This window comes from Trabulsiella odontotermitis, from assembly GCF_001188485.1.
In the GTDB taxonomy this organism is placed as follows: Bacteria; Pseudomonadota; Gammaproteobacteria; order Enterobacterales; family Enterobacteriaceae; genus Trabulsiella; species Trabulsiella odontotermitis_A.
In genome coordinates this window covers 1-22,929 of sequence record NZ_JNGH01000086.1, presented here as the reverse complement: position 1 = coordinate 22,929, position 22,929 = coordinate 1, and the positions used below count along the sequence as shown (strand labels likewise).

The following is a 22,929-nucleotide window of genomic DNA, read 5'->3' as shown; positions in this document are numbered from 1 at the left end:
GTCGCCCGCGAACAGCGCGGTAGTCAGGTAGCGGCCGATCCCCGGCCAGGAAAAGACCGTTTCGGTAAGCACCGCGCCTTCCAGCATACTGGTGTAAGCGAGCGCAATCACCGTCAGCAGCGTGCCGCGAATATTCGGCAGCACGTGGCGCAGCAGAATAGTCATCTCGCCGGCACCTTTGGCGCGCGCCAGCAGGATGTACTCTTTGTTCATTTCGCTCAGGCAGGCGGAGCGGGTGAGGCGGGTGATGCTGGCGAGCGAATAATAGCCGAGCAGCAGCACCGGCAGCACCAGGTGACTGATAGCGTTTCGGAAAGCCTCGCGGTCGCCGGACAGCCAGGTGTCGATCAACACGAACCCCGTTTTGGCTTCCACCGTGAACTGATAGATATCATCCAGCCGCCCCGGCCCGGCGCTCCATTGCAGCTTTGCGTAGAACAGCGCCAGCATCAGCAGGCCAAGCCAGAAGATGGGGACCGAGTTGCCGAGCAGCGTAATCGTGCGCACCGCCAGATCCCAGGGCGAACCGGCAAAGCGTGCGCACAGGACGCCAGCGATAACGCCCAGTACGGCACCGACAAGCAGCGCCNGGCCCCCCCGACGTTATTTGGTGACGCGATCGTACCACACCATATCGGCGTTCAGACCCTGTTGATACCCTTTCACGTTGTCACGGACCACGATCTGGGTTTTGCCCTGGTCGATAAACACATACGGCGAACTGCGCTGCAGCTCTTCCTGCATGTTTTTGTACAGGTCGAGACGTTAGCCCCCAGCCGTTGAGACCCGCCACGGTGCTGGATTTACCGTCGTTCCAGGCGAAGGCGCTGGCGTTGGAGTGAGCATCAAAATAGTCGGGGATCCACAGACGAATCGCCGCCTGATGCTGTTTCGCCCGCACGCGAGCATATACCTGACTCCCGGCGGCAGGCAGCAGATCCACCTTCACGCCGCCCTGGGCAAAGCTTGCCTGCATCGACTGGGCGATGGTGATGAACGGCGGTTTGTTTTCCACGTCCAGCGTGAAGTGCGCATCTTTAATGCCTGCTTTTTCCAGAATCGCTTTCGCTTTTGCCGGATCAAATTTGAACGGGTTGTCCTCCAGCGCCCCCGGCAGACCAACCGGCAGGAAGCTCTGGTGAACGAAGTACTGGCCTTTCAGCAGATTTTTGGTGATGCCGTCGTAATCCACCAGCCAGCGCGCCGCTTCCCAGAACGCCGGGTTTTTCAGCAGCGGGTTAGCGCTGTTTGCGGTGTTAAACGCGACGTAGTTTTGCTCGGCAGACGGAATGCTCAGCACCTGTATGCCCGCTTTACCCTGCAGCGCGGCAATCTGATCGGCACCGAGATCGCGCGCCACGTCAGCATCGCCCTGCTGGATCAGCAGGCGGCGGGAGGCCGGATCCGGCACGTTTTTAATGATGATGTTTTTCAGCTTCGGCGCGCCGCCAGGAGACGTGGCGTTGGCGTCAAGCACGATGGCCTGATGCGGCTGGTAGACGCGCATTTTAAACGCGCCGCTACCGGCAGAATGCATTTTCAGCCAGGTATTGCCGAAGTCGTCGCCCTTGACGTTGGCGGCAACCAGTTTTTCATCAACGATGGAGGCAATCGGCGTGGAGAGAATATTCAGCGCCACCGCCGGGCTGACGTCCGCCGTCCAGTGCAGTTGTAGCGTGTGGTCGTCAATTTTCTTCAACTGGCTGTCGATATTGCCCGCTTCCCAGCCCAGCACGTTCAGAATGAAGGCTGGCGACTTGTTCAGCTTCACCGCACGGCTGTATGAGAAAATCACGTCTTCCGGGCGCAGCGGANNGCGCCCCGCCCCCCCCAGCCGCTGATAAAGACTCGGGACGGTCTGAATACTCGACAGTTCGTTGGCTTCGGCCGGGTCAAGGCTGACGATATCATCCAGACCCTGGGCAACAACCAGCGTGGTGGGCGGTGTAGCGGCCCAGGCGGAGGCTGACAGCGCAGCCAGTATTACTAACGGCAACAGTTTTTTAGTCATGAGCAACCCCTGAAAAAAGACAATTGTGTGATTATTATGCTTCGCTACGTTAGGACGCCACCAATATTCCGTAAAGGCATAATTCAGAATAAATTATTCGATAAAAATATAGTCAGGAACGGGAAAGCATTAGCCCGATTGTGCGGGCTAATGAAAGGGGGAGGGTTTATTTGCGAACGGGATCGCTTCCGGCCACGTAATACGGCGCCGTGCTTTTTGGCAACGCCGGACGCTGGCGAATCGCATCCGCCATTTTTTCGCCAATCATAATGGTGGTGGCGTTCAGATTGCCGGTGATGATGTGCGGCATGATCGACGCATCCACCACGCGTAAACCGTCCAGACCATGCACGCGACCTTCGCCGTCGACCACGGCCATCTCGTCATAACCCATTTTGCAGGTGCCGCACGGGTGAAAAGCGGTTTCGGCATGGTTACGCACGAATTCATCGAGCTGCTCGTCAGTCTGGCAGTCAATGCCAGGGCTGATTTCGCGACCGCGATACTTATCCAGCGCCGGCTGGTGCATGATTTCGCGGGTAATGCGGATCGCGTCGCGGAACTCCTGCCAGTCCTGCTCGCAGGACATGTAGTTAAACAGGATCGCCGGATGCTCGCGCGGATCGCGTGATTTCAACCGAACGTGACCCCGACTCGGCGAGCGCATGGAGCCGACATGGCACTGGAAACCGTGCTCTTTCACGGCATTGGAGCCGTTGTAGTTAATCGCCACCGGCAGGAAGTGATACTGAATGTTCGGCCAGGTGAATGCTTCGCGGCTACGGATAAACCCGCCCGCTTCGAACTGGTTGCTGGCACCGACGCCAGTACCGTTAAACAGCCACTCCGCGCCGATCTTCGGCTGATTCCACCACTGTAATGCCGGGTAGAGCGACACCGGCTCTTTACATTCGTACTGCAGGTACATCTCCAGGTGATCCTGAAGATTTTCCCCGACGCCGGGCAGGTCGTGAACCAGCGGAATCTCCAGGGCTTTCAGCAGCGCGGCATTACCGACGCCGGAACGCTGCAGGATTTGCGGCGAGGCGATAGCCCCTGCGCACAGCAGCACCTCTTTGCGCGCCGTGGCTTTCGCGGGTACCGTGCTGTCGCCTTCCAGCCACTCGACGCCCACCGCGCGTTTGCCGTCAAAAATAATGTGGTCGGTCAGCGCATGGGTTCGGATAGTCAGGTTGGGGCGCGCTTTGGCCTGATCCAGATAACCGCGCGCAGTACTGGCGCGGCGTCCCTTCGGTGTCACGGTTCTGTCCATCGGACCGAACCCTTCCTGCTGATAACCGTTGAGATCGTCAGTGCGCGGATAGCCCGCCTGAACGCCTGCCTCAACCATCGCGTGGAACAGTGGGTTGCTGTTGTCTTTTGCGGTGGTGACGCTCACCGGGCCGTCGCCGCCGTGGTAGTCGTTCGCGCCGATATCGCGGGATTCCGCTTTACGGAAATAGGGCAGGCAGTCGGAATAACTCCAGTGCTCCAGACCAGGCGCTTTGGCCCAGTTATCAAAGTCCATCGCGTTGCCGCGAACGTAGNGCCGTTGATCAGCGACGAGCCGCCAAGCCCTTTGCCGCGCCCACATTCCATGCGGCGGTTGTTCATATGCGGTTCAGGCTCGGTTTCATAGGCCCAGTTGTAGCGCTTGCCTTGCAGCGGGAACGCCAGCGCCGCAGGCATCTGTGTGCGAAAATCAAAACGGTAATCGGGACCGCCCGCTTCCAGCAGCAGAACGCTGGTCTCCGCGTCTTCCGTCAGTCGTGTCGCCAGTACGTTGCCGGCAGAACCGGCACCAATAATAATGTAGTCAAATTGCATTGCACCTCCGGGTTAAAAAATGGACTGAAATGTCGCCATCTCGACCTGGATGGATTTTACCTGGGTATAGCTTTCCAGCGTCATCACGCCGTTTTCGCGACCAATCCCGGAATGTTTGTAACCGCCGACCGGCATTTCCGCCGGAGATTCACCCCAGGTATTGATCCAGCAAATTCCCGCTTCCAGTTGATGAATGACGCGATGGGCGCGGTTGAGATCGGCGGTGACAATGCCCGCCGCCAGACCATAATCGGTATGGTTGGCGCGGCGAATCGCCTCGTCTTCGCTGTCATACGTCAGGATCGCCATCACCGGGCCGAAGATCTCTTCGCGGACGATGGTCATGTCGTCACGGCAGTCGGTGAAGACGGTGGGGGCGACCCACGCGCCGCTTTCAACGCACCCCCGCCGCACAGCAGGGTGGCGCCTTCACGGCGGCCCGCGTCCATGTAGCGCAGCACGTTGTCGCGATGCGGGAAGCTCACCAGCGGCCCGAAATTGGTTGCGCTGTCGAACAGATCGCCCGGGCGGATGCGTTTTACGCGTTCCATAATGCGGGCTTCAAAATCGGCTTTCAGCGCGGCAGGAACAAACACCCGCGTGCCATTGGTGCACACCTGGCCGGAACTGAAGAAGTTCGCCATCATGGCGATATCCGCCGCGAGATCCAGATCCGCATCGTCAAATATCAGCAGTGGAGATTTGCCGCCCAGCTCCATGGTGACCTCTTTCAGTGACGAGGCTGCCGCGTTGGCCATCACTTTTTTGCCGCTCGCCACGCCGCCGGTGAACGAGACTTTGGCGATGCCAGGGTGCTCGGTCAGATACTGCCCGGTTTCTGCGCCCGCGCCCGGCAGCACGTTAAACACGCCGTCCGGCAGACCCGCTTCGCTGTAGATTTCGGCCAGCTTCAGGGCGGTCAGTGGCGTCACTTCGCTCGGCTTGAAGATCATCGCGTTGCCGGCGGCCAGTGCAGGAGCGGATTTCCACAGCGCGATCTGGATCGGGTAGTTCCACGCGCCGATACCGGCGACAACACCCAGCGGCTCGCGGCGGGTGTAGACGAAGGACGTTTCGCGCAGCGGGATCTGGCGGCCTTCCAGCGCCGGGATTAAGCCCGCGTAATACTCCAGCACGTCCGCGCCGGTGACGATATCCACCGTCGAGGTTTCCGAGAACGGTTTACCGGTGTCGAGGGTTTCCAGTTTCGCCAGTTCGTCGTTGCGATCGCGCAGAATATCCACCGCCCGGCGCAGAATACGCGAGCGTTCCATGGCGGTCATCGCCGCCCAGATTTTCTGCCCCTGTTGCGCGCTTTTTACCGCGCGGTCGACATCGTCGCGTCCGGCGGCCTGGACTGTTGCCAGCACCTCGCGGTCTCGAAATGGGTGCCGCTGGTGGCGTTTGTATAACCGCCATGAATATAAAGCTGTTGTTCGGCCAGTCGGGACATGGTTCCTCCGTTAGTCAGTAGCCGGTGGTAAATGCTGGCTGATGAAATGATGGGTCAGGGTGCGGGCGCGTTGCTGCTCGAACGGTTTACCGCTCAGGGCAGCGTGCAGCCAGAGGCCGTCAATGAGCGCCGTCAGACCGTGCCCGGCCTGCTGCGCCTCGTCGCGTGGCAGCTCGCGTCTGAATTCGTAAACGATGGTGGAGAGCAGGCGTCGGCTGCTGACCTGCTGCAACCGCCAGAGCACCGGCTGATGCATGCTGCTGGCCCAGAATGCCAGCCAGGCTTTCATTGCCGCCGGGCTTATCTGGCTGTCGTCAAAGTTGCCGTCAACAATCGCCTGTAGCCGACGTTCTGCACAGGCCGCAGGTAACGCCTTCAGACGGCGCAATATCGCGTGGCGCAGCTGGCTGGTGATGTCGCGCATGGTGGCTTCCAGCAGACCGTTTTTATCCTGAAAGTAATGGCTGATGATCCCGGTCGATACCCCCGCGCGACGGGCGATTTGCGCGATGGTCGCATCATGCATGCCCACCTCATTAATGGCTTCCAGCGTGGCGTCGATCAGCTGTCGGCGTCGTATCGATTGCATCCCCAGTTTGGGCATTTCTCGCCCTCCTTTCATCAGCACAGGTTATCTATTAAAGCGGTTTTTGATTGGACGTTCAATATAAAATGTGTCTTAATTGTTACCGATTTGAATTGAAATGGTTACAAAAAGAGTGAGGGTATAGGATGACAGAGCTTCCGCAACCCAGAGAAAAGGACAAAATCAATCCGGTGGTTTTCTACACCTCCGCCGGACTGATTTTGTTGTTTTCCCTGATGACGATCTTTTTCAGTGATTTCTCGGCGGGGTTAATTGGCCGGGCGCTGAACTGGGTGTCAAAAACCTTCGGCTGGTACTATCTGCTGGCAGCGACGCTGTATATCGTCTTTGTGGTGTGCATTGCCTGCTCGCGCTTTGGCTCGGTCAAACTCGGGCCGGAGCAGTCGAAACCGGAATTCAGCGTACTGAGCTGGGCGGCGATGCTGTTTGCCGCGGGTATCGGTATCGATCTGATGTTCTTCTCCGTTGCCGAGCCGGTGACGCAGTACATGCTGCCGCCGGAAGGGCAGGGGCAGACGATGGAGGCCGCGCGGCAGGCGATGGTCTGGACGCTGTTTCACTACGGGCTAACCGGCTGGTCGATGTACGCGCTGATGGGCATGGCGCTCGGATACTTCAGCTACCGTTATAATTTGCCGCTCACTATCCGTTCGGCGCTCTATCCGATTTTCGGTAAAAAAATCAACGGTCCGATTGGTCACACCGTGGATATCGCCGCGGTGATCGGCACTATTTTCGGGATTGCCACTACGCTTGGCATCGGCGTGGTGCAGCTCAACTACGGCCTCAGCGTACTGTTTGATATTCCGGATTCGATGGCGGCGAAAACGGCGCTGATTGTGCTGTCAGTGATTATCGCCACCATCTCGGTGACCTCGGGCGTCGACAAGGGCATTCGCGTGCTGTCGGAGCTGAACGTTGTGCTGGCGCTGGGGCTGATTTTATTCGTGCTGTTTATGGGCGATACCGAATTTCTGCTCAACGCGCTGGTGCTGAACGTCGGCGATTACGTCAACCGCTTTATGGGTATGACGCTGAACAGCTTCGCCTTTGACCGCCCGGTGGAATGGATGAACAGCTGGACGCTGTTTTTCTGGGCGTGGTGGGTGGCGTGGTCGCCGTTTGTCGGCCTGTTCCTGGCGCGTATTTCCCGCGGACGCACCATTCGCCAGTTTGTGATGGGGACGCTGATCATTCCGTTCACCTTCACGTTGCTGTGGCTGTCGGTGTTCGGTAACAGCGCGCTGTACGAAATCATTCATGGCGACGCAGGTTTTGCCCAGGAGGCGATTGCTCACCCTGAGCGCGGCTTCTACAGCCTGCTGGCGCAGTATCCGGCGTTTACCTTCAGCGCTTCGGTGGCGACCATCACCGGCCTGCTGTTTTACGTCACCTCAGCGGATTCCGGCGCGCTGGTGCTGGGGAACTTCACCTCAAAGCTGAAGGACATCAACAGCGATGCGCCCAACTGGCTGCGCATGTTCTGGTCGGTGGTGATTGGTCTGCTGACGCTCGGCATGCTGATGACCAACGGGATTTCGGCGTTGCAGAACGCCACGGTGATCATGGGGCTGCCATTCAGCTTCGTCATTTTCTTCGTCATGGCCGGGCTGTATAAATCGTTGAAAGTCGAAGACTACCGTCGCGTCAGCGCCAGCCNCCCCCCCCCCAGCCGCGATACCGCGCCGCGTCCGCTGGGCGTACAGGATCGGCTGAGCTGGAAAAAACGGCTGTCGCGCCTGATGAACTACCCTGGCACACGCTACACCAAACAGATGATGGAGACGGTGTGTTACCCGGCGATGGAAGAGGTGGCACAGGAGCTGCGGGTGCGTGGCGCGTACGTCGAACTGAAAAGCCTGCCGCCGGAAGAGGGCGATCTGCTGGGGCACCTGGAACTGCTGGTGCATATGGGTGATGAACAAAACTTCATTTACCAGGTATGGCCGCAGCTCTACTCAGTACCGGGCTTTACTTATCGCGCACGCAGCGGGAAATCAACCTACTACCGACTGGAGACCTTCTTGCTGGAGGGGAGCCAGGGCAACGATCTGATGGATTACAGCAAAGAACAGGTGATCACGGACATTCTTGACCAGTACGAACGTCACCTTAACTTTATCCACCTGCATCGTGAAGCGCCGGGGAACAGCGTGATGTTTCCGGATCTCTAAACGAAATCTGAAAAATGCATTTTACTGTATATGTGTACAGTCAAAAGGCATGTCAGGGCTCAGGGAAGAGTACTATTGCGGCGGGAGCCTGTTGCTTACGCATTCAGGCTGTTGCTGCGATTCAAAAAGGAACTGCCATGGATCACGCGATGGAATTCATCGAAACATCACTCTTCACCCGTCAGATAAAGCGTATTGCTACGGATGATGAATTAGTAGCACTTCAAAAGGAGCTCATTGCTTGGCCCGAAAGAGGCGATCTGATTCAGCATACGGGTGGATTGCGTAAAATACGGCTGGCCACAGGTATACACGGAAAGCGGGGCGGGGCAAGAGTGATCTATTTTCTGGCTACGCATGAAGTGATTTATTTCATCATGGCATATTCAAAAAGCACGAAGGACAGCCTGAGCAATATAGAAAAAGCGGAGCTTAAAAAACTGACCACGCTGCTCACAAAAAATACGTTTGATATTGCGAACGGAAGGGGTACTATGTACCCCAATAAACAAGGAGAGGCATGCGATGAGTATCTTTGATGAACTGAAATCTTCGCTGGAAGAGGCCGTCGAGATCCAGGCCGGGAAGCGCGCGCCCGCGAGAGTCACTCGTTACGACGTGGCGGACGTACGGGCAATACGAGAACAGCTTAATGTTACCCAAAGTGAAATGGCGAAAGCATTGGGTACCAGCGTTGATACGATAAAAAGCTGGGAGTCCAGACGGCGTAATCCCACCGGACTGGCGGCGAAAGTATTGAAGGTAATCCGCGATAACCCTGCTTTTTTTAACGCCCTTGCGGCACAATAATCGTCCTTTATCCGCCAGCATCGTGAAGCGCCGGGGAACAGCGTGATGTTCCCCGACCTGTAGTGACCAGAACCATTACCAGCAGGCGAAACCGCCGTCGACCAGCAGGTCCACGCCCGTACAGAACGACGAGGCATCGCTGGCGAGGAAGATGGCGGGGCCTGCCATTTCATGCACAGACGCCATGCGCTGCATCGGTGTCTGGCTTTCAAAAGCCTGCGTCTGATGCACCATTTCCGGGCGTGTATTCATCGGTGTGGCGGTATAGCCAGGACTGATGGTATTGACGCGGATGTTTTTATCCACCCACTCCATCGCCAGGCTTTTCGTCAGGTGAATCACACCCGCTTTCGAACAGTTGTAGTGCGCCTGCTCAAGACCCCGGTTGACGATGACGCCGGACATTGAGGCGATGTTGATGATCGACCCGCCGCCGGATGCCAGCATCAGCTCAGCTTCCGCTTTGCAGGAATTCCACACGCCGGTGAGGTTGATATCAATCACCCGCTGCCATTGCTCGGTATCCATGTCCAGCGCCGGGTTGGCGTTGGCGATCCCCGCCGCGTTGACTGCCACATCAAGACGACCGTACTGCTGTTTCGCCAGTTTTACCGCCTCGCGCAGATCGCTGAGTTTGCGCACGTCGCCGGTAAACAGGCAGGCTTCGCCGCCGATGGCTTCGATATGTTTCACGGTATCAGCCAGCCCGCCGTCGTCGCGTAAATCGAAACAGACGACCCGCGCGCCCGCGCTGGCAAAACCCCAGGCGATGGTTTGCCCGATGCCGCTGCCCGCGCCAGTGACGAAAGCGACACGGTCCTTGAGGGTGAACAGTTGTTGTGCAAAATCTTTCGCTATCATTTCGGGTGCTCCCTCAGGACATGATCAGGCCGCCGTCGACGTTGATCGTCTGGCCGGTGATGTAACGGGCATCGTCAGAGGCCAGGAAAGCGACCAGCCCGGCCACGTCTGCTGGTTGTCCGGCGCGTTTCAGTGGAATACCTTCCACCCATTCCGCCATCAGCTCACCTTTGCCGTAGCGTTTTTTGTCACTGCTGAGGATCTGCCCCCAGACGCGGTCGTTGTATTCCCACATTTCGCTTTCGATGATGCCAGGGCAGAAGGCGTTAACGGTGATGTTCCACGGTGCCAGCTCGTGGGCGAGGCTCTGGGTGATGCCGATAACGCCCATCTTGCTGGCGGCGTAGTGCGGGGTGTAGATGAATCCCTGACGGCCCTGGCCGGACGAGGTATTAATCAGGCAGCCGTGGTTTTGTTTCACCATGTATTTCGCCGCTTCGCGGCAGCACAGCCAGACGCCGGTGGTGTTTACCGCCAGCACTTTTTCGAAATCGGCTTTTGGCATGTGATCGAAATAATCAATGGTGATCACCCCGGCGTTCTGGATGGACACATCAATCGTGCCGAAACGCGCCGCCGCCTGTTCGTAAAGCGCGCGAACCTGCGCCTCATCGGTGACATCTACCTGCAGAGAGAGAATATCGGCCTGGTAGCGCTGGCGCAGTTGTTCTGCGGTTTCATGTACGCGCTCTGCGTTCGATACCATCACCAGTCGGGCACCGTCACGGGCGAAACGCTCCGCGATGCCTGCGCCAATCCCCCGACATGCGCCGGTGATCACAACCGTTTTGTTGCTGAAATCTCGTTGCATTTGTTTCTCCTTAATAAAACCGGGCCACACGGTGCCCGGTGGAATGTCGGTTAACCCTGCGGGGCGGCGGTTCCCTGAGAAACGCCCTGTTTCTCTTCATGGCGGCGGAGCAGGATGACTTTGTTCTGCAGGCGTTGCTGGAACTGATCGACCACCACGGCGGTGACGATCACCACGCCTTTGATGACCATTTGCCAGAAATCGCTGACGCCCATCATCACCATGCCGTCGGCCAGGAAGACGATGACGAAAGCGCCGATGATAGAGCCGGAGACGCGGCCACGACCGCCTGCCAGCGCGGTACCGCCCAGCACAGTGGCGCCGATGGCGTCCATCTCAAACATGTTGCCGGTCATCGGGTGGGCGGTCTGCAGCTGCGAGGCGACAATCAGCCCGACCAGCGCCGCGCAAAGGCCGGAGAAGGCATAAACGAAAATCTTCACTTTGACGCCCGGCACACCCGCCAGACGGGCGGCGGATTCGTTGCCGCCGATGGCGTAGATGTAGCGGCCGAGCGGGGTTTTGGTGGTGATCCAGTAACCCAGCAGCAGAAAGGCGAGCATCAGCCAGATGGGAATGTAGATGCCGAGTACCGTGCCGGAACCGAGGATAGCGAAACCGGTGTTGCCCAGCGCGTCCATCCCGTTAAGGTTCGGGTAGGTACTGCCGTCGTTGAACAGCAGCGCAACGCCGCGTGCGACATACATCATGCCGAGGGTACAGATAAACGGCGCGACGCCGAAGCGGGTAACAATGGTGCCGTTAATAAAGCCGACAATGATGCCAAATATCGCCACCCACAGGATCACTTCCGGGACGTTGAAAAAGATGATGTTACCGCCCCAGATCGGCAGGCCGTTGGTCAGCAGCGCTCCGGCGACCATGCCGCAGATCCCGGCGACCGCGCCGACCGAGAGGTCGATACCGCCGGTCAGGATCACTAACGTCATACCAATCGCCAGCAGACCGGTAATAGCCACGTGCTGGGTCATAATCAACAGGTTAGAGGTGGTCAGGAAATTCGGTACCATCACGCTGAAGACGGCGATAACCAGCAGCAGAGCGATAAACGTTCTGGCCTTCAGCAGGTACATATAGAGCATATATTTCTGATTCATGATCGTTTCCAGCCTGATTAATCTTGTGGGGTTGATGCGGCAATCAACTTTTCCCGGGTGACTTCATGTCGCGGTAAATCGGCGGTGATCCGACCGTCGGCCATCACCAGAATACGGTCTGCCAGCGCCATCACTTCATCCAGCTCGGATGACGAGAACATCACCGCCAGCCCCTGTTGCGCCATTTTGCCGATCAGGTGATACACATCGGTTTTGGCGCCCACATCGATACCCCGCGTTGGCTCATCAAGAAACACCACCTGCGGTTGCGTCATCAGCCCCAGCACCACCTTTTGCTGGTTCCCGCCGCTGAGCGAGGTGATCGGCAGTTCGGGATCGCTGACTTTAATCGCCAGTTGCTGGATCATCTCCTTCACGCTGGCGCGCTCTTTATTTGGGTTGAGCCATTTCCACGCCCGGCGAAAGCCCTGCAAACTGAAATCGGAGAGCGTCATGTTGGACTGGATCGACATCATCTGAATGACGCCTTCGCCCTGACGATCTTCCGGCACCAGCGCCAGCCCGCGTTTCAGGCGCGCCTGAAAATGGGCTTTATCGAGACACTGGCCGTTCAGGTGCACGGTGCCGCGCTGACAGGGCATCAGCCCCACCAGCCCTTTAAACAGCTCGGTGCGCCCGGCGCCTAACAGGCCGTAAATGCCGATCACTTCGCCTTTTTTGAGGCTGAAGCTGACGTCATTAAGCTTGTAGCCGCCACTCTGGTGCAGTGCCGTCAGGCCGCTGACGTCAAGAATGGTTTCCCCTTGCGGCGCGGGCTGATAATCAAAATGCTTTTTCTTATCGCCGACCATCTGTTCGATGATCCACGGAATGCTGGCCTCGCTGACGTTACGTTCGCTGATAAAGCGCCCGTCGCGGAAAATGGTGATGTGATCGCCAATTTCCATCAGCTCTTCCAGACGGTGGGAGATATAAATAATGGTCACGCCGCGGCGTTTGAGCTGATCAATCACGTTGAACAGCACTTTGACTTCCGACTGGCTGAGTGCCGAAGTCGGTTCGTCCATGATCAGCACGCGGGTGTCTTTTGAGAGCGCACGGGCAATCTCCACCAGTTGCTGGTGGCCGATGCCTAACTCTTCGAGCGGCGTATAGGGATCGACATCCAGCTCAAGGCGGTCGAGCAGCGCTTTCGTCAGCTCGTACTGGTATTTTTCGTTAATTTTCCCGCGCTGGAAGAACTCGTTAGCAATAAAAATGTTGTCCATCACGTTCATATTCGGGAACAGGTTCAGTTCCTGAAAAATAATGCTGATGCCATTTTTTTCCGCCTGATGGGTGGAATTAAACGAGACCGGTTTCCCCTCCAGCAACATTTCGCCGGAAGAGGGCGATTCCACCCCCGCCAGCATTTTCATCATGGTGGATTTGCCGGCGCCGTTCTCGCCAATCAGGACGTTCACTTTATTGCGATAGACCCGATAATCGACATTATCCAGCGCGATAACGCCCGGATAAATGCGGGACAGCGCGCGGGTTTCGATAATCACATCGGGTTCGGCAACCGGTGAGGTAACGGGCTCTTGCTGTGCCATCTTACTGCCCCCCTGCGCGGACGATCTTCGCGGGCGTCACATCGGGCAGGGCGTCAGGAATATCCCATGCCGAGAACACACCATACACTTCCGCCTGCTCGCCAGTTTTTAACGGTGTCGCCTGGATCATTTTGACGGCCTGGTCGTTGATTGCCCGACCGTAATCGCCATACAGCACCTGGTCGTTAAAATCGCCGTAGCTGAGGCCTTTATAGCCGTCACGCAGTTGCGTGCCACGGATCGTCGGCCCGATCTGCACCACAACGTCAGCGCCGCTGGTGTCCTTGAGGGTCATTTTGCCGCTGCGTGAAGCCGTATCGATTTTTTCAACGTTGCCTGTGACTTTTACGTAGAAAATGCACGGGTTTTCGTCCTGTGCGCGGTAGCCCAGGGTTTTACAGGCGGTATCAATATCTTTGGCGGCATGCAGGGCGGTCAGCAGTTCACCCGCAGGACGCGCCAGCTGGACCACCTGCGGCACCAGTTTTTCCTGCCAGGTTTTCGCTGCTTCGGCCATGTGCGGGTTCGGCGGCGATTTCAGGTCGGCGAGCTCTTTTTCAGACACGATCCGACAGCCTCCGAGCGCAATGATGGCCAGCGCCAGCCAGGCTTTTCTGTACATAACTCTCTCCTCTGCGCCCCCGCAGTGGGGGCGCGACAACCCGAACTCAGGACTTGATATTGAAATCCTGTACTTTGTCTGCGTTATCCTTCTCGATCAGGACGCCGCGGAACATCACGCGTTGTTTTTCCGGGGTTTTCCCGTTTTGCAGGTAGTTATCAAGATCAGTCACCCCTTGTGCGGCAATGGCCTGCGCCTGCAGCATCACGGTGGCCTGGAGAGAGCCGGCTTTCACCGCATCGCGCTCGTCGTTGCTGCCGTCAATGCCGACAACCACCACGTCGTTACGGTTGGCCGCTTTCAGCGCCGCAATCGCGCCCAGCGCCACCGGACCGTTGCCGCAGATCACACCTTTCACGTCAGGGTGCGCCTGCAGAATGCTGTCCATAATGCGCTTGCCGTCGATCAGCGTGCCTTTGGCATCCTGACGGGCAATGCTGGTCATATCCGGATACTGGTCGATCACCTGGTGGAACGATTTGGAGCGGGTGACGCAGTTGTTATCCGCCAGGTTGCAGGTCAGTTCAGCGTATTTGCCTTTTTCACCCATTTTTTCCACAAATACGTTGGCCACTTCAGAACCGGCCTGGAAGTTGTTGTGGGTGATCTGCACCAGCGCCACGTCGTCGACGGGAATTTCACGGTTAATCAGTACCACCGGGATACCGGCGTCTTTGGCTTTTTTAACGGCGGCGACGCTGGCGGTAGAATCGGCGTTGTCGAGGATGATCCCCTGCACTTTTTTACCGATGGCGGTATCGATCAGTTCATTCTGTTTTTTAACGTCCTCACCGTGAGAAAGAATGGTGGTGGAATACCCCAGCTCCTTCGCTTTTTCACTGGCGCCTTTCGCCTCAGAGGCATAGTACGGGTTATCCAGTGAGTTCACGAGGATCATAATGGTGCCTTTCTCTGCCGCCTGGGCAGACAGAGAAAAAGCGGTCAGGGTAGCAACGGTTAACAGCGATAAACGTAATTTCATGACAATGTTCTCTCTATATAGTTATTGTCGGGTACGGTTGAAACAACGTAAGGCTTTAATACTTTTCAGTTTCTGTAGAGGGCTTAATGGGTTGGCTTCCATAGCGTGCGTTCCACGGCATCCCGCCAGCCTTGCCACCGGGCCTGCAATCGCTGATGGCGATCGGCATCCGGGTGGAATTCACTGTGCAGCGCAAGAAACGCTTTCATCTCCTGCACGGACACCTGGGTGAGCGCTTTTCGCGCCAGCAACGCCGCGCCGATGGCGGACAGTTCAGGCACATCGCTGCGCATGACCGGGCAGCCGAGCAAATCGGCCTGATATTGCATTAACCAGTCATTTTTCGTCGGGCCGCCATCAACCATCAGCGCGGTGAGCGTAAAGTCACTGTGCTGGCGCATCGCCACCACCACATCGGCAATCTGATAGGTGATCGATTCCATCGCCGCGCGGATCAGGTGCGCGCGCTTCACGCCGCGGTTGAGCCCGCAAATTACGCCACGCGCCTGAGAGTCCCACCAGGGCGCGCCGAGCCCCGTCAGCGCCGGAACGAAATAGACGCCGAGCGTCGAGTCCACCGAGGCGGGCAGGGTATTGAGTTCATGAGTAAGTTCTTTTTCTGACAGCTCACTCAGCCCGGTGCTGTCCGCCATCCACGCCACGGCATCGCCAGTGTGCGGAATATTGCCTTCCAGACCGTAAATCAGCCGTTCGCCGTCATGCCAGGCGATGGTCGTCGCTAAGGATTCGATATTGCACTGCGCGGTGCTGACCGGCGCCATTACCGATGAGCCGGTGCCATAGGTCGCTTTTACGCAGCCCATTTCGCCGAGTGCATGGCCGAACAGCGCCGCGTGAGAGTCACCAACCATCGACATCACCGGGATACCGTCAGGAATGGCCGGTAGCCCCCGGGTGTAACCAAACAGGCCGCTGGAGGGTTTAATCTCCGGCAGGGCGTTGCGCGGAATGCGGAACACCTTCAGCATCTCGTCGTCCCATTGCCCGGTCTGCAGATTGAGCAACTGGGTGCGCGAGGCGTTGGAGTAATCGCAGCTGAATTGCGCGCCGCCGGTTAAATTCCACAACAGCCAGCTGTCGATGGTGCCGAGGCAAATCTCGCCCTCTTCCGCCAGCTGCTGCCCATCAGGCACTGATTCCAGTAACCAGCGCATTTTGGAGGCGGAGAACATCGGCGAGACGGGCAGGCCGGTGACTGCTTTGATCTGCTGCTCCAGATTGNCTCGACCCAGCCTTCTCGTGGCGTCTGGATGGCGAGCGGTTGAGAAAAACGGGCGACAACGTTGCCGCGGCCGTCAAGTGCGACGGCCTTGGCATTGGTTGTCCCTTCGTCCAGCGCAATAATGATCTCTTTTGTGGCTGTGAACATCGTTTTTCTCCTTCGTCACACTCGATCCTGGCCCTGGTGGTGGCATCGCGTTTCTGTCAGGCTTCGGTGTGACATTTCGTTATCACATTTGCAATCACTGAATATATATTCGGTGTTGATTATTTATTTAATACCTTAGCCAGATTCATACTGGCGAGCCACTGGCAAAATCGTCATTTGTGCTGGCAATCACATTTATCGTCACGAAGAAAAGGTAAGCAGCAGGAATAGTTGCTTTATGGATTCCGCCTTTGCGCGATTTTTGAACATGCAAAGGCGGGATAATCTGACAGAGGGTGAAAATCAGGATTTCATCAGTTCTCTGGCGGTCGGGTAATCGGTGATTAAAACATCAATATAACCGCCGGTAAGCGCCCCTTTGATAGCGCCGACCTTATCAATGCCGCCCGCCAGTGCGATAACATTTGGGCATTTTTTAATCGTTTCCAGCGCCATACCGATGACCGGATCTTCATCATCCGTTAACACGGCTTTACCCTGTTTGTCGTAGTAGTGCAGGCAGATGTCACCCACCGCGCCGCGTTCGGCCAGCACGTGCAGCATCTCTTCGCGGTAGTAGTTTCCTGACGTTTTCAGCAACTGTGATGGCTCGAGAATGCCGACACCGACGATAGCGATGTCCACTTCATCAAAACGGGCAATCACATCGGCCACGTCCTTGCTGGCGATCAGCCGGTTTTTCTCCTGCACCGACCCTTCAATGCTCTGAGAGGGGAGCAGCCAGGCGTCGCAGTTCAGTTGTTGGGCGAGGGTTTGCGTCAGAATGGTGGCCTGCACGTTGCCGTTTGGCCCGACGCCGCCAAGCAGCTGGATCACGCCGCCTGCTTTCAGGTTCTGGGTGTGGACTTCATCAACCATTGCCCGAATGGTGGAGCTCCACGACGAAACGCCCACCAGATCTTTTGGCCGCAGACGCGTTTCGAGGTAGTGCGCCGCCGCAGAACCAATGGCGCGCTTGAGGGTGTGGTCGGTGGCGTCCTCTTCGGTATCGACCACCACGGCTTGCTTAATGCCGAAACGGTCCTCGATCCCTTTTTCCAGGTTGAGAAAAATATTGGACGGCTGAACCACGCTGATTTTAACGACGCCCTCTTTCTGGCAGCGGGTAATCGCCCGGGAGACAAATGACTGAGAAAGCGAGAGAAGTTGAGCGATATCGGACTGTTTGCGTCCTTCCAGATAGTAAAGGGTAGCGATTTTCACCAATAGCCGTTGTTCGTCCTGCTTAGCCATGTAGATCCCCAGAGAGTCGTTAATTGCAGCCATTATGTTTGAGCCCATCACGATACGCGACAAAAAAGCGCGCTTAAGTGTGACGGAACGCATATTTTCACCAATCCTCTAAAACAGCTATGGACAATTTCTCAACAGTGATACCATAATTGAATAAAGAATCATTCATGAATATATATTCAAGGTGATTCCAGGTCAACTGAAAATACGCCGGGCGCTACGGTGCCGGGTGGAGAGGAGGCAGAATGTACCTGAATACGTTCCAACGGCGTCTGTCCTGTCGTGCGTTGTCGGGGGATTTCTGGTTTTTTTAGTCCCTGCTGGAATAAATATTCCATGTTGAAATTAAATTCAGAGGTATTAAATGAATCCCTATAACTATGATATTGAAGCGCTGGAGCGCAAAGCACGTGCCGTACGGCGGCACATCGTCAGGCTGAATGCCAATAGCCCGGCTGGTGGTCACACCGGGGCCGACCTGTCGCAGGTCGAACTGCTGACCGCGCTGTATTTTCGCATTCTGAACGTCGCGCCTGACCGCACAGAGGATAGCGAGCGCGATATTTATATCCAGTCCAAAGGGCACGCCGTCGGCTGCTACTACTGCGTACTGGCCGAAGCGGGCTTTTTCCCCGTTGACTGGCTGGCGACCTATCAGCACGCCGATTCGCATCTGCCGGGCCACCCGGTACGGCAAAAAACGCCGGGCATTGAGCTGAATTCGGACTGGCGCTGGCGGCGAAACGCGACAACAGCCGCCGCCGCATTTTCCTTATCACCGGTGACGGCGAACTGGCGGAGGGCAGCAACTGGGAAGCCGCGCTGGCTGCGGCGCACTACGGGCTGGATAACATCGTCATCATTAATGACAAGAACAATCTCCAGCTGGCAGGCGCGACCCGCGACATCATGAATACCGATCCGCTGGCGGACAAATGGCGCGCCTTTGGCATGCAGGTGACCGAGTGCCAGGGCAACGACATGGCCTCGGTGGTGGCGGCCATTGAAGGCCTGAAGCAGGAAGGGAAACCGAACGTGATTATCGCCAATACCACCAAAGGTGCGGGCATTTCCTTTATCCAGGGGCGTCCTGAATGGCACCACCGGGTACCGAAAGGCGATGAGATTGAGCTGGCTCTGGAGGAACTGAAAGATGAGTAATGCAGAACACCTGGCGAATGTGATGGTGCAGGCGTTTATCGATGCGGTAGAACAGGGCGTTGACCTGGTCCCGGTGGTTGCGGACTCCACCTCTACGGCAAAAATTTCTCCGTTCATTAAGAAGTTTCCTGACCGGGTGGTGAACGTCGGGATCGCCGAGCAGAGCATGGTCGGCACCGCCGCCGGGCTGGCGCTGGGCGGTAAAGTGGCGGTGACCTGTAACGCGGCGCCGTTTTTGATCTCCCGCGCCAACGAGCAAATCAAGGTCGACATCTGCTACAACAATACCAACGTGAAGCTGTTCGGCCTGAACGCGGGGGGGAGCTACGGCCCGTTAGCGAGCACTCACCACTCGATTGACGATCTGGCTATCATGCGGGGGTTTGGTCGCATCCAGATTTTCGCGCCGTCGTCACCGCTGGAGTGCCGACAGATTATCGAATACGCGCTGGGCTACGTCGGCCCGGTTTATATCCGCATGGACGGTAAAGCGCTGCCGGAGCTGTATGACGAGAGCTATCGTTTTACGCCGGGCGCGGTGGTGACGCTNNGTGGCGACCGGCTCTACGGTACATGAAATCGTCGATGCCGCCACGCGGCTGGCGGACGCCGGGATTCAGGCGAAAGTGATCAGCGTGCCGTCCATTCGTCCCTGCGATACCGACGCGTTACGCGCGGCGCTGACCGGCTGCCATGCGGTGATAACCGTGGAAGAGCACAACATCAACGGCGGTCTGGGCAGCCTGGTGGCGGAAGTGATGGCGGAATCTGCCTTGCCGGCGACGCTCAAACGACTGGGCATCCCTGACGGAGAATACGCGGCGGCGGCGGATCGCGGCTACCTGCGCCAGCGCCATGGCTTCGATGCGGCAAGCATTGCGGCGCAGGCGGAAATTATGCTGCGTAAAGCAGGGTAATGATCCGATCCTCTTCCTGCTGCCAGTGAAGGGTGAAGACGGAGCCTTTCGCGTAACCGGCAAGAGGCTCCGCCAGTGCCAGCGTCAGGGTGTGCGGGGTCACTGTCGTGACCTCAGCGCTGGCAAAGCCCAGCAACCGATTGACGTGCCGGTGCAGGGCTTTGTACAGACTCTCTTTGGCGCTGAACGCCAGCGTCACCCCCAACGCAAAGGGCAGTATGTCCAGACACGGACGTTCACTTTCCTTTATTACGCTCTGCCAGATTTCTTCCGCTTCCGCTTCGTCGAGCACCCTTTCCCTGTCAATCCCGACCAGCGCCTTTTCATGCGCCACCGCCACGGCCAGCGCCTGCTGACCGCAATGGCTGATGCTGCCCTGAATCCCCACAGGCCAGACGGGTTCACGCTGTGGCCCGATGCCCGGCACCGTGGCATGCCCGGTTAACGCTTGAATAGCATGCGCGGCGGCGATGCGCCCCGCCAGATGTTCGGCCTGACGCTTGCGTCCTGACTGACGTAACTGCGCATGATGAGGAAGCCAGAGCAGATCGTTCGGGCTGAAAGTGACGGGGTCGAAATCCACCTGCTGGATGAGGCAGTGTGCGAAGGAAAACGTGCGGTGCTGAACATTCATGATTGTCTCCGTTTGCCCTCTCCCCGGTGGAGAGAGGGCGAGGGGCTATCAGAATTGCGTGTTCACACTCATGTACCAGGTACGGCCGGACTCGTTATACGTCTCCGCACCTGCACCATACATATACCCGGTGGTGCCACCCGTGGTCTGCGCATTCCCGGCACGCCAGTGGCGTTTGTCGAAAACGTTGTCCACGCCGCCGGTCAGGCTGACGTATTTGGTGACGTCCCAGGTCGCGCTCAGGCCGACGATGCTGTACGGGCTGACTTCGTTGGTTTCAGACCCGGTTACCGGCTGACCTTTGTAGTTGTATTTCTTCGGCTGCTGCTTGCCGTACCACGTAAAGGTGGATTGCAGAGACACATCTTGCTGTACCTGCCAGCTCAGCGTCGAGTTCAGCGTATACTCCGGGATAATCGACAGGCGATCGCCGGTCTCTTTGTTTTTACTCTGCAGCATGTAAGTGATGCTGTTGGTCCAGTTCACGGTGTCGGTGACCGGCACGTTCAGGGTACCTTCCAGACCTTCCACTACCGCTTTCGGCACATTTTCCCACTGATAGATGTCCGTTTTCGTCGTGCCTTTCGAGGTCTGACCAATCGGCGCATAGCCCGCTTCAATCTTATTGCGGTAATCGTTACGGAACCAGGTCACGCCCGCTAACCAGCCGTCGCGTTTGAACTCCAGGCCAATCTCTTTATTGATGCTGGTTTCCGCGTCAAGTTCGTCGTTCCCCATCATGTAACAGCCAACGCCGGTGCCGCTGGCGTAACAGCCCTGGCCTTTACTGTACAGAATGTAGTTCGGGTTGGTCTGGTACAGGCTCGGCGCTTTGTAAGCGCGGGCGATCCCCATCTTCAGCGTGAAGTCATCGCCAAGCCCCTGCGACAGGTTCAGCGACGGACTCCAGTTGTTACCGACGATGCTGTGATGATCAAAGCGCAGCGCCGGGGTCAGCATGGTGGAGTCGGTCAGTTCCAGGTTGTCTTCCGCAAACAGTGAGAAGATTTCTGCGTCCGCGTAAGGGCTACGATCGGTACTGCTCGACCCCGGAATGTTACCGCCCATAAAGGCCTGGGTGTTTGACGCCATGTCCTTCATGCGCTGCTGGTTCCACTCTGTCCCCAGCGTCAGATTTTGATTGACCAGCAGATCCAGCGGCAGGCTGACCTCGCTGTGCAGCATCAGGTCAGAGAGATCGATATCAGAGAATTTATTACTGCTGAAAATCCCCTCGGTGCCGCCCGCCAGCCCTTCGCCTTTACGCGAGTTACGGGTGTGCTCGTACTGCACCCAGTTGCTGGTGGTCACGCCNNCCCCAGCCGCCGTTCCAGGTGAGGGAGTAGTTCTGACGGTAGAGGCGGTTGGTCTCTTTGCCGTAGTTCTCTTTCACCAGATCGTTGCTGTTGGTGTTCTGCGTATCGCCCGCGTACAGGTTGCCCTGGCGGCTGTAACCCGCTTCAAACTCCAGCGAGTTCATCGGCGCGAAGTCCCAGCGCAACACGCCGTTGATGTCTTTATTGATCACCCCTTCGCGCCCGGCGGGCAGGGTGTCTTCGTAAATTCCGGTACGTTCTGACTGATGGCCCTGGTTGATATCCCATGCGTCGGCCTGGGTTTTGTCGAGGTTACCGTACAGGCGGAAGCTGAAATCTCCGCCCAGCGGGCCGTTCAGACTAAAGTTGGTGCGTTTGGTTGCGCCTTCGTCTTTATGCTCCGGCGCGTTGAAATACGTATTCCATGAACCGTGCCACGCGTTGTCGCCTTTTTTGGTGATGATGTTCACCACGCCACCGGCAGCGCCGTTGCCGTAACGGGCGGCGGCCGGGCCACGGATCACTTCGATACGTTCGATCATTTCCGGCGGCACCAGCCGAGACGCACGGAATTGCGGCTGGTGACCGGTTTACCGTCGATCAGGATCAACGTGTTTTCCGGCCCCATCCCGCGAATGTCGATCTGCCGGTTGTTACCGCGCTGGCCGCTGGTGGAGTTCCCGGTGAGGTTAACGCCCGGNCGACACGCCAGGCGCCTGAAGGTTTTGTTGTGCTGCCGTGACTACCATCGTCTCTTCCGCGGCGGCGGTTTTTGCGTCGGTAGTCTCTTCAGCGTGAAGTGGTAATGCAACCCCGTAAATTCCCAGATTGACCAGCAAGGTCAGGGATTTGATCTTGTTATTCATTTTTATTCCTGATGTGAAAGGTCCGAATAAAAAAAACGCGCGGCATTACGCTATTGCAAATGAAAATAGTTATCAATAGTATTATCAGTATATTTTGCGCGATACCACAAAATACAGAGTAAACATGGGGTTAATGTGGCGGAGATGTTAACGGCAGGTAGTGAAAGATGGTGGGCAGAGAAAAAANNGGCAGCCGGAAGGTGACGGTTATCGCGTCACGTTCTGGTGGCGCGATCCGGCCGGTACGGAACTCACTTCTGCCATGCAGCGGGTGTGGATTTACATCACTGGCGTCACCGACCATCACCAGAACGCCACACCGCAAACCCTGACGCGGCTGCCGGGTACGGACGTCTGGCAGTGGCAGACGCACCTGCCTGCGCACTGGCGCGGCACTTACTGTTTTATCCCCTCTGAGCGTGACGATGATTTTTCCCCCGCGGTGTTCAGCGGCACGCCGGAGCGCGCAGCGCTGCGTGACGGCTGGCGAAAACTGCTGCCGCGGGCGATTGCCGATCCGCGCAATCCGCAGGGCTGGACGGGTGGGCGAGGGCACGCG

12 protein-coding genes and 9 pseudogenes are annotated in these 22,929 nt (G+C 57.3%); 6 read left to right on the top strand and 15 right to left on the bottom strand.

Features of this window, described 5'->3' with window-relative positions:
• From GM30_RS11970 to betI, 5 genes and pseudogenes are all read right to left on the bottom strand, one after another.
• Positions 1–588: pseudogene (locus GM30_RS11970) on the bottom strand (ABC transporter permease); the annotation flags it as partial.
• 15 nt (positions 589–603) lie between these two features.
• Positions 604–2,011 (bottom strand): annotated as a pseudogene (locus tag GM30_RS11965) (ABC transporter substrate-binding protein).
• A 166-nt stretch (positions 2,012–2,177) separates the two neighbouring features.
• A pseudogene (betA, locus tag GM30_RS11960) lies at positions 2,178–3,838 on the bottom strand (choline dehydrogenase).
• A gap of 12 nt (positions 3,839–3,850) precedes the next feature.
• Positions 3,851–5,291, bottom strand: a pseudogene (gene betB / locus GM30_RS11955) (betaine-aldehyde dehydrogenase).
• A gap of 10 nt (positions 5,292–5,301) precedes the next feature.
• Complete coding sequence (betI, locus tag GM30_RS11950) at positions 5,302–5,895, bottom strand: transcriptional regulator BetI (RefSeq protein WP_049848804.1); 594 nt, start codon at positions 5,893–5,895, stop codon at positions 5,302–5,304.
• Positions 5,896–6,023: 128 nt separating this feature from the next.
• On the opposite strand from betI, the gene GM30_RS11945 reads away from it, so the two are divergent.
• The 3 genes from GM30_RS11945 to nadS all read left to right on the top strand — a co-directional run bounded on the left by GM30_RS11945 (position 6,024) and on the right by nadS (position 8,882).
• A complete protein-coding gene (locus GM30_RS11945; RefSeq protein ID WP_049848803.1) occupies positions 6,024–8,072 on the top strand; it encodes a choline transporter in 2,049 nt (682 codons plus the stop codon).
• Between the two features lie 137 nt (positions 8,073–8,209).
• On the top strand, positions 8,210–8,611 hold the full coding sequence (locus GM30_RS11940; RefSeq protein ID WP_049848802.1) for a type II toxin-antitoxin system RelE/ParE family toxin: 402 nt from the start codon (positions 8,210–8,212) through the stop codon (positions 8,609–8,611).
• Positions 8,598–8,882: a NadS family protein gene (gene nadS / locus GM30_RS11935; RefSeq protein WP_049848801.1), complete on the top strand. Its 285-nt coding sequence runs from the start codon at positions 8,598–8,600 to the stop codon at positions 8,880–8,882. The genes GM30_RS11940 and nadS overlap by 14 nt, the downstream gene beginning before the upstream one ends.
• A gap of 75 nt (positions 8,883–8,957) precedes the next feature.
• Here the strand turns inward: nadS and GM30_RS11930 are convergent, their stop codons facing one another.
• The 8 genes and pseudogenes from GM30_RS11930 to GM30_RS11895 all read right to left on the bottom strand — a co-directional run bounded on the left by GM30_RS11930 (position 8,958) and on the right by GM30_RS11895 (position 17,476).
• Positions 8,958–9,743 (bottom strand): SDR family oxidoreductase, encoded by a 786-nt coding sequence (locus GM30_RS11930; protein WP_049848800.1) that lies wholly within the window; start codon positions 9,741–9,743, stop codon positions 8,958–8,960.
• Positions 9,744–9,756: 13 nt separating this feature from the next.
• Entirely contained in the window at positions 9,757–10,554 is a 798-nt protein-coding gene (locus GM30_RS11925; protein ID WP_038159361.1) for a glucose 1-dehydrogenase, read from the bottom strand.
• 50 nt (positions 10,555–10,604) lie between these two features.
• Positions 10,605–11,672 carry an ABC transporter permease gene (locus tag GM30_RS11920; RefSeq protein ID WP_049848799.1) on the bottom strand — a complete coding sequence of 356 codons (1,068 nt, stop codon included), beginning with the start codon at positions 11,670–11,672 and terminating at the stop codon, positions 10,605–10,607.
• Between the two features lie 17 nt (positions 11,673–11,689).
• Positions 11,690–13,228, bottom strand: coding sequence for a sugar ABC transporter ATP-binding protein (locus GM30_RS11915; RefSeq protein ID WP_049848798.1), 1,539 nt, complete (start codon positions 13,226–13,228; stop codon positions 11,690–11,692).
• A gap of 1 nt (position 13,229) precedes the next feature.
• Positions 13,230–13,850, bottom strand: coding sequence for a DUF2291 family protein (locus GM30_RS11910; RefSeq protein ID WP_049848797.1), 621 nt, complete (start codon positions 13,848–13,850; stop codon positions 13,230–13,232).
• A 46-nt stretch (positions 13,851–13,896) separates the two neighbouring features.
• Positions 13,897–14,832 carry a D-ribose ABC transporter substrate-binding protein gene (locus GM30_RS11905; protein WP_049848796.1) on the bottom strand — a complete coding sequence of 312 codons (936 nt, stop codon included), beginning with the start codon at positions 14,830–14,832 and terminating at the stop codon, positions 13,897–13,899.
• 83 nt (positions 14,833–14,915) lie between these two features.
• Positions 14,916–16,222: pseudogene (locus tag GM30_RS11900) on the bottom strand (FGGY family carbohydrate kinase).
• Positions 16,223–16,525: 303 nt separating this feature from the next.
• Complete coding sequence (locus GM30_RS11895) at positions 16,526–17,476, bottom strand: sugar-binding transcriptional regulator (RefSeq protein WP_049848805.1); 951 nt, start codon at positions 17,474–17,476, stop codon at positions 16,526–16,528.
• A gap of 364 nt (positions 17,477–17,840) precedes the next feature.
• Here GM30_RS11895 and GM30_RS11890 point away from each other — a divergent pair.
• Both GM30_RS11890 and GM30_RS11885 read left to right on the top strand, forming a co-directional pair.
• A pseudogene (locus GM30_RS11890) lies at positions 17,841–18,637 on the top strand (transketolase).
• A pseudogene (locus GM30_RS11885) lies at positions 18,630–19,554 on the top strand (transketolase family protein). Before GM30_RS11890 ends, GM30_RS11885 begins: the two co-directional pseudogenes overlap by 8 nt.
• Here the strand turns inward: GM30_RS11885 and entD are convergent.
• Both entD and GM30_RS27585 read right to left on the bottom strand, forming a co-directional pair.
• Positions 19,532–20,188, bottom strand: a complete 657-nt coding sequence (entD, locus tag GM30_RS11880) for an enterobactin synthase subunit EntD (RefSeq protein WP_049848795.1) — start codon at positions 20,186–20,188, stop codon at positions 19,532–19,534. The pseudogene GM30_RS11885 and the gene entD overlap by 23 nt on opposite strands.
• Before the next feature lie 48 nt (positions 20,189–20,236).
• Positions 20,237–22,370: pseudogene (locus GM30_RS27585) on the bottom strand (TonB-dependent siderophore receptor).
• 144 nt (positions 22,371–22,514) lie between these two features.
• Here GM30_RS27585 and GM30_RS11870 point away from each other — a divergent pair.
• Positions 22,515–22,929 (top strand): annotated as a pseudogene (locus GM30_RS11870) (enterochelin esterase domain-containing protein); the annotation flags it as partial.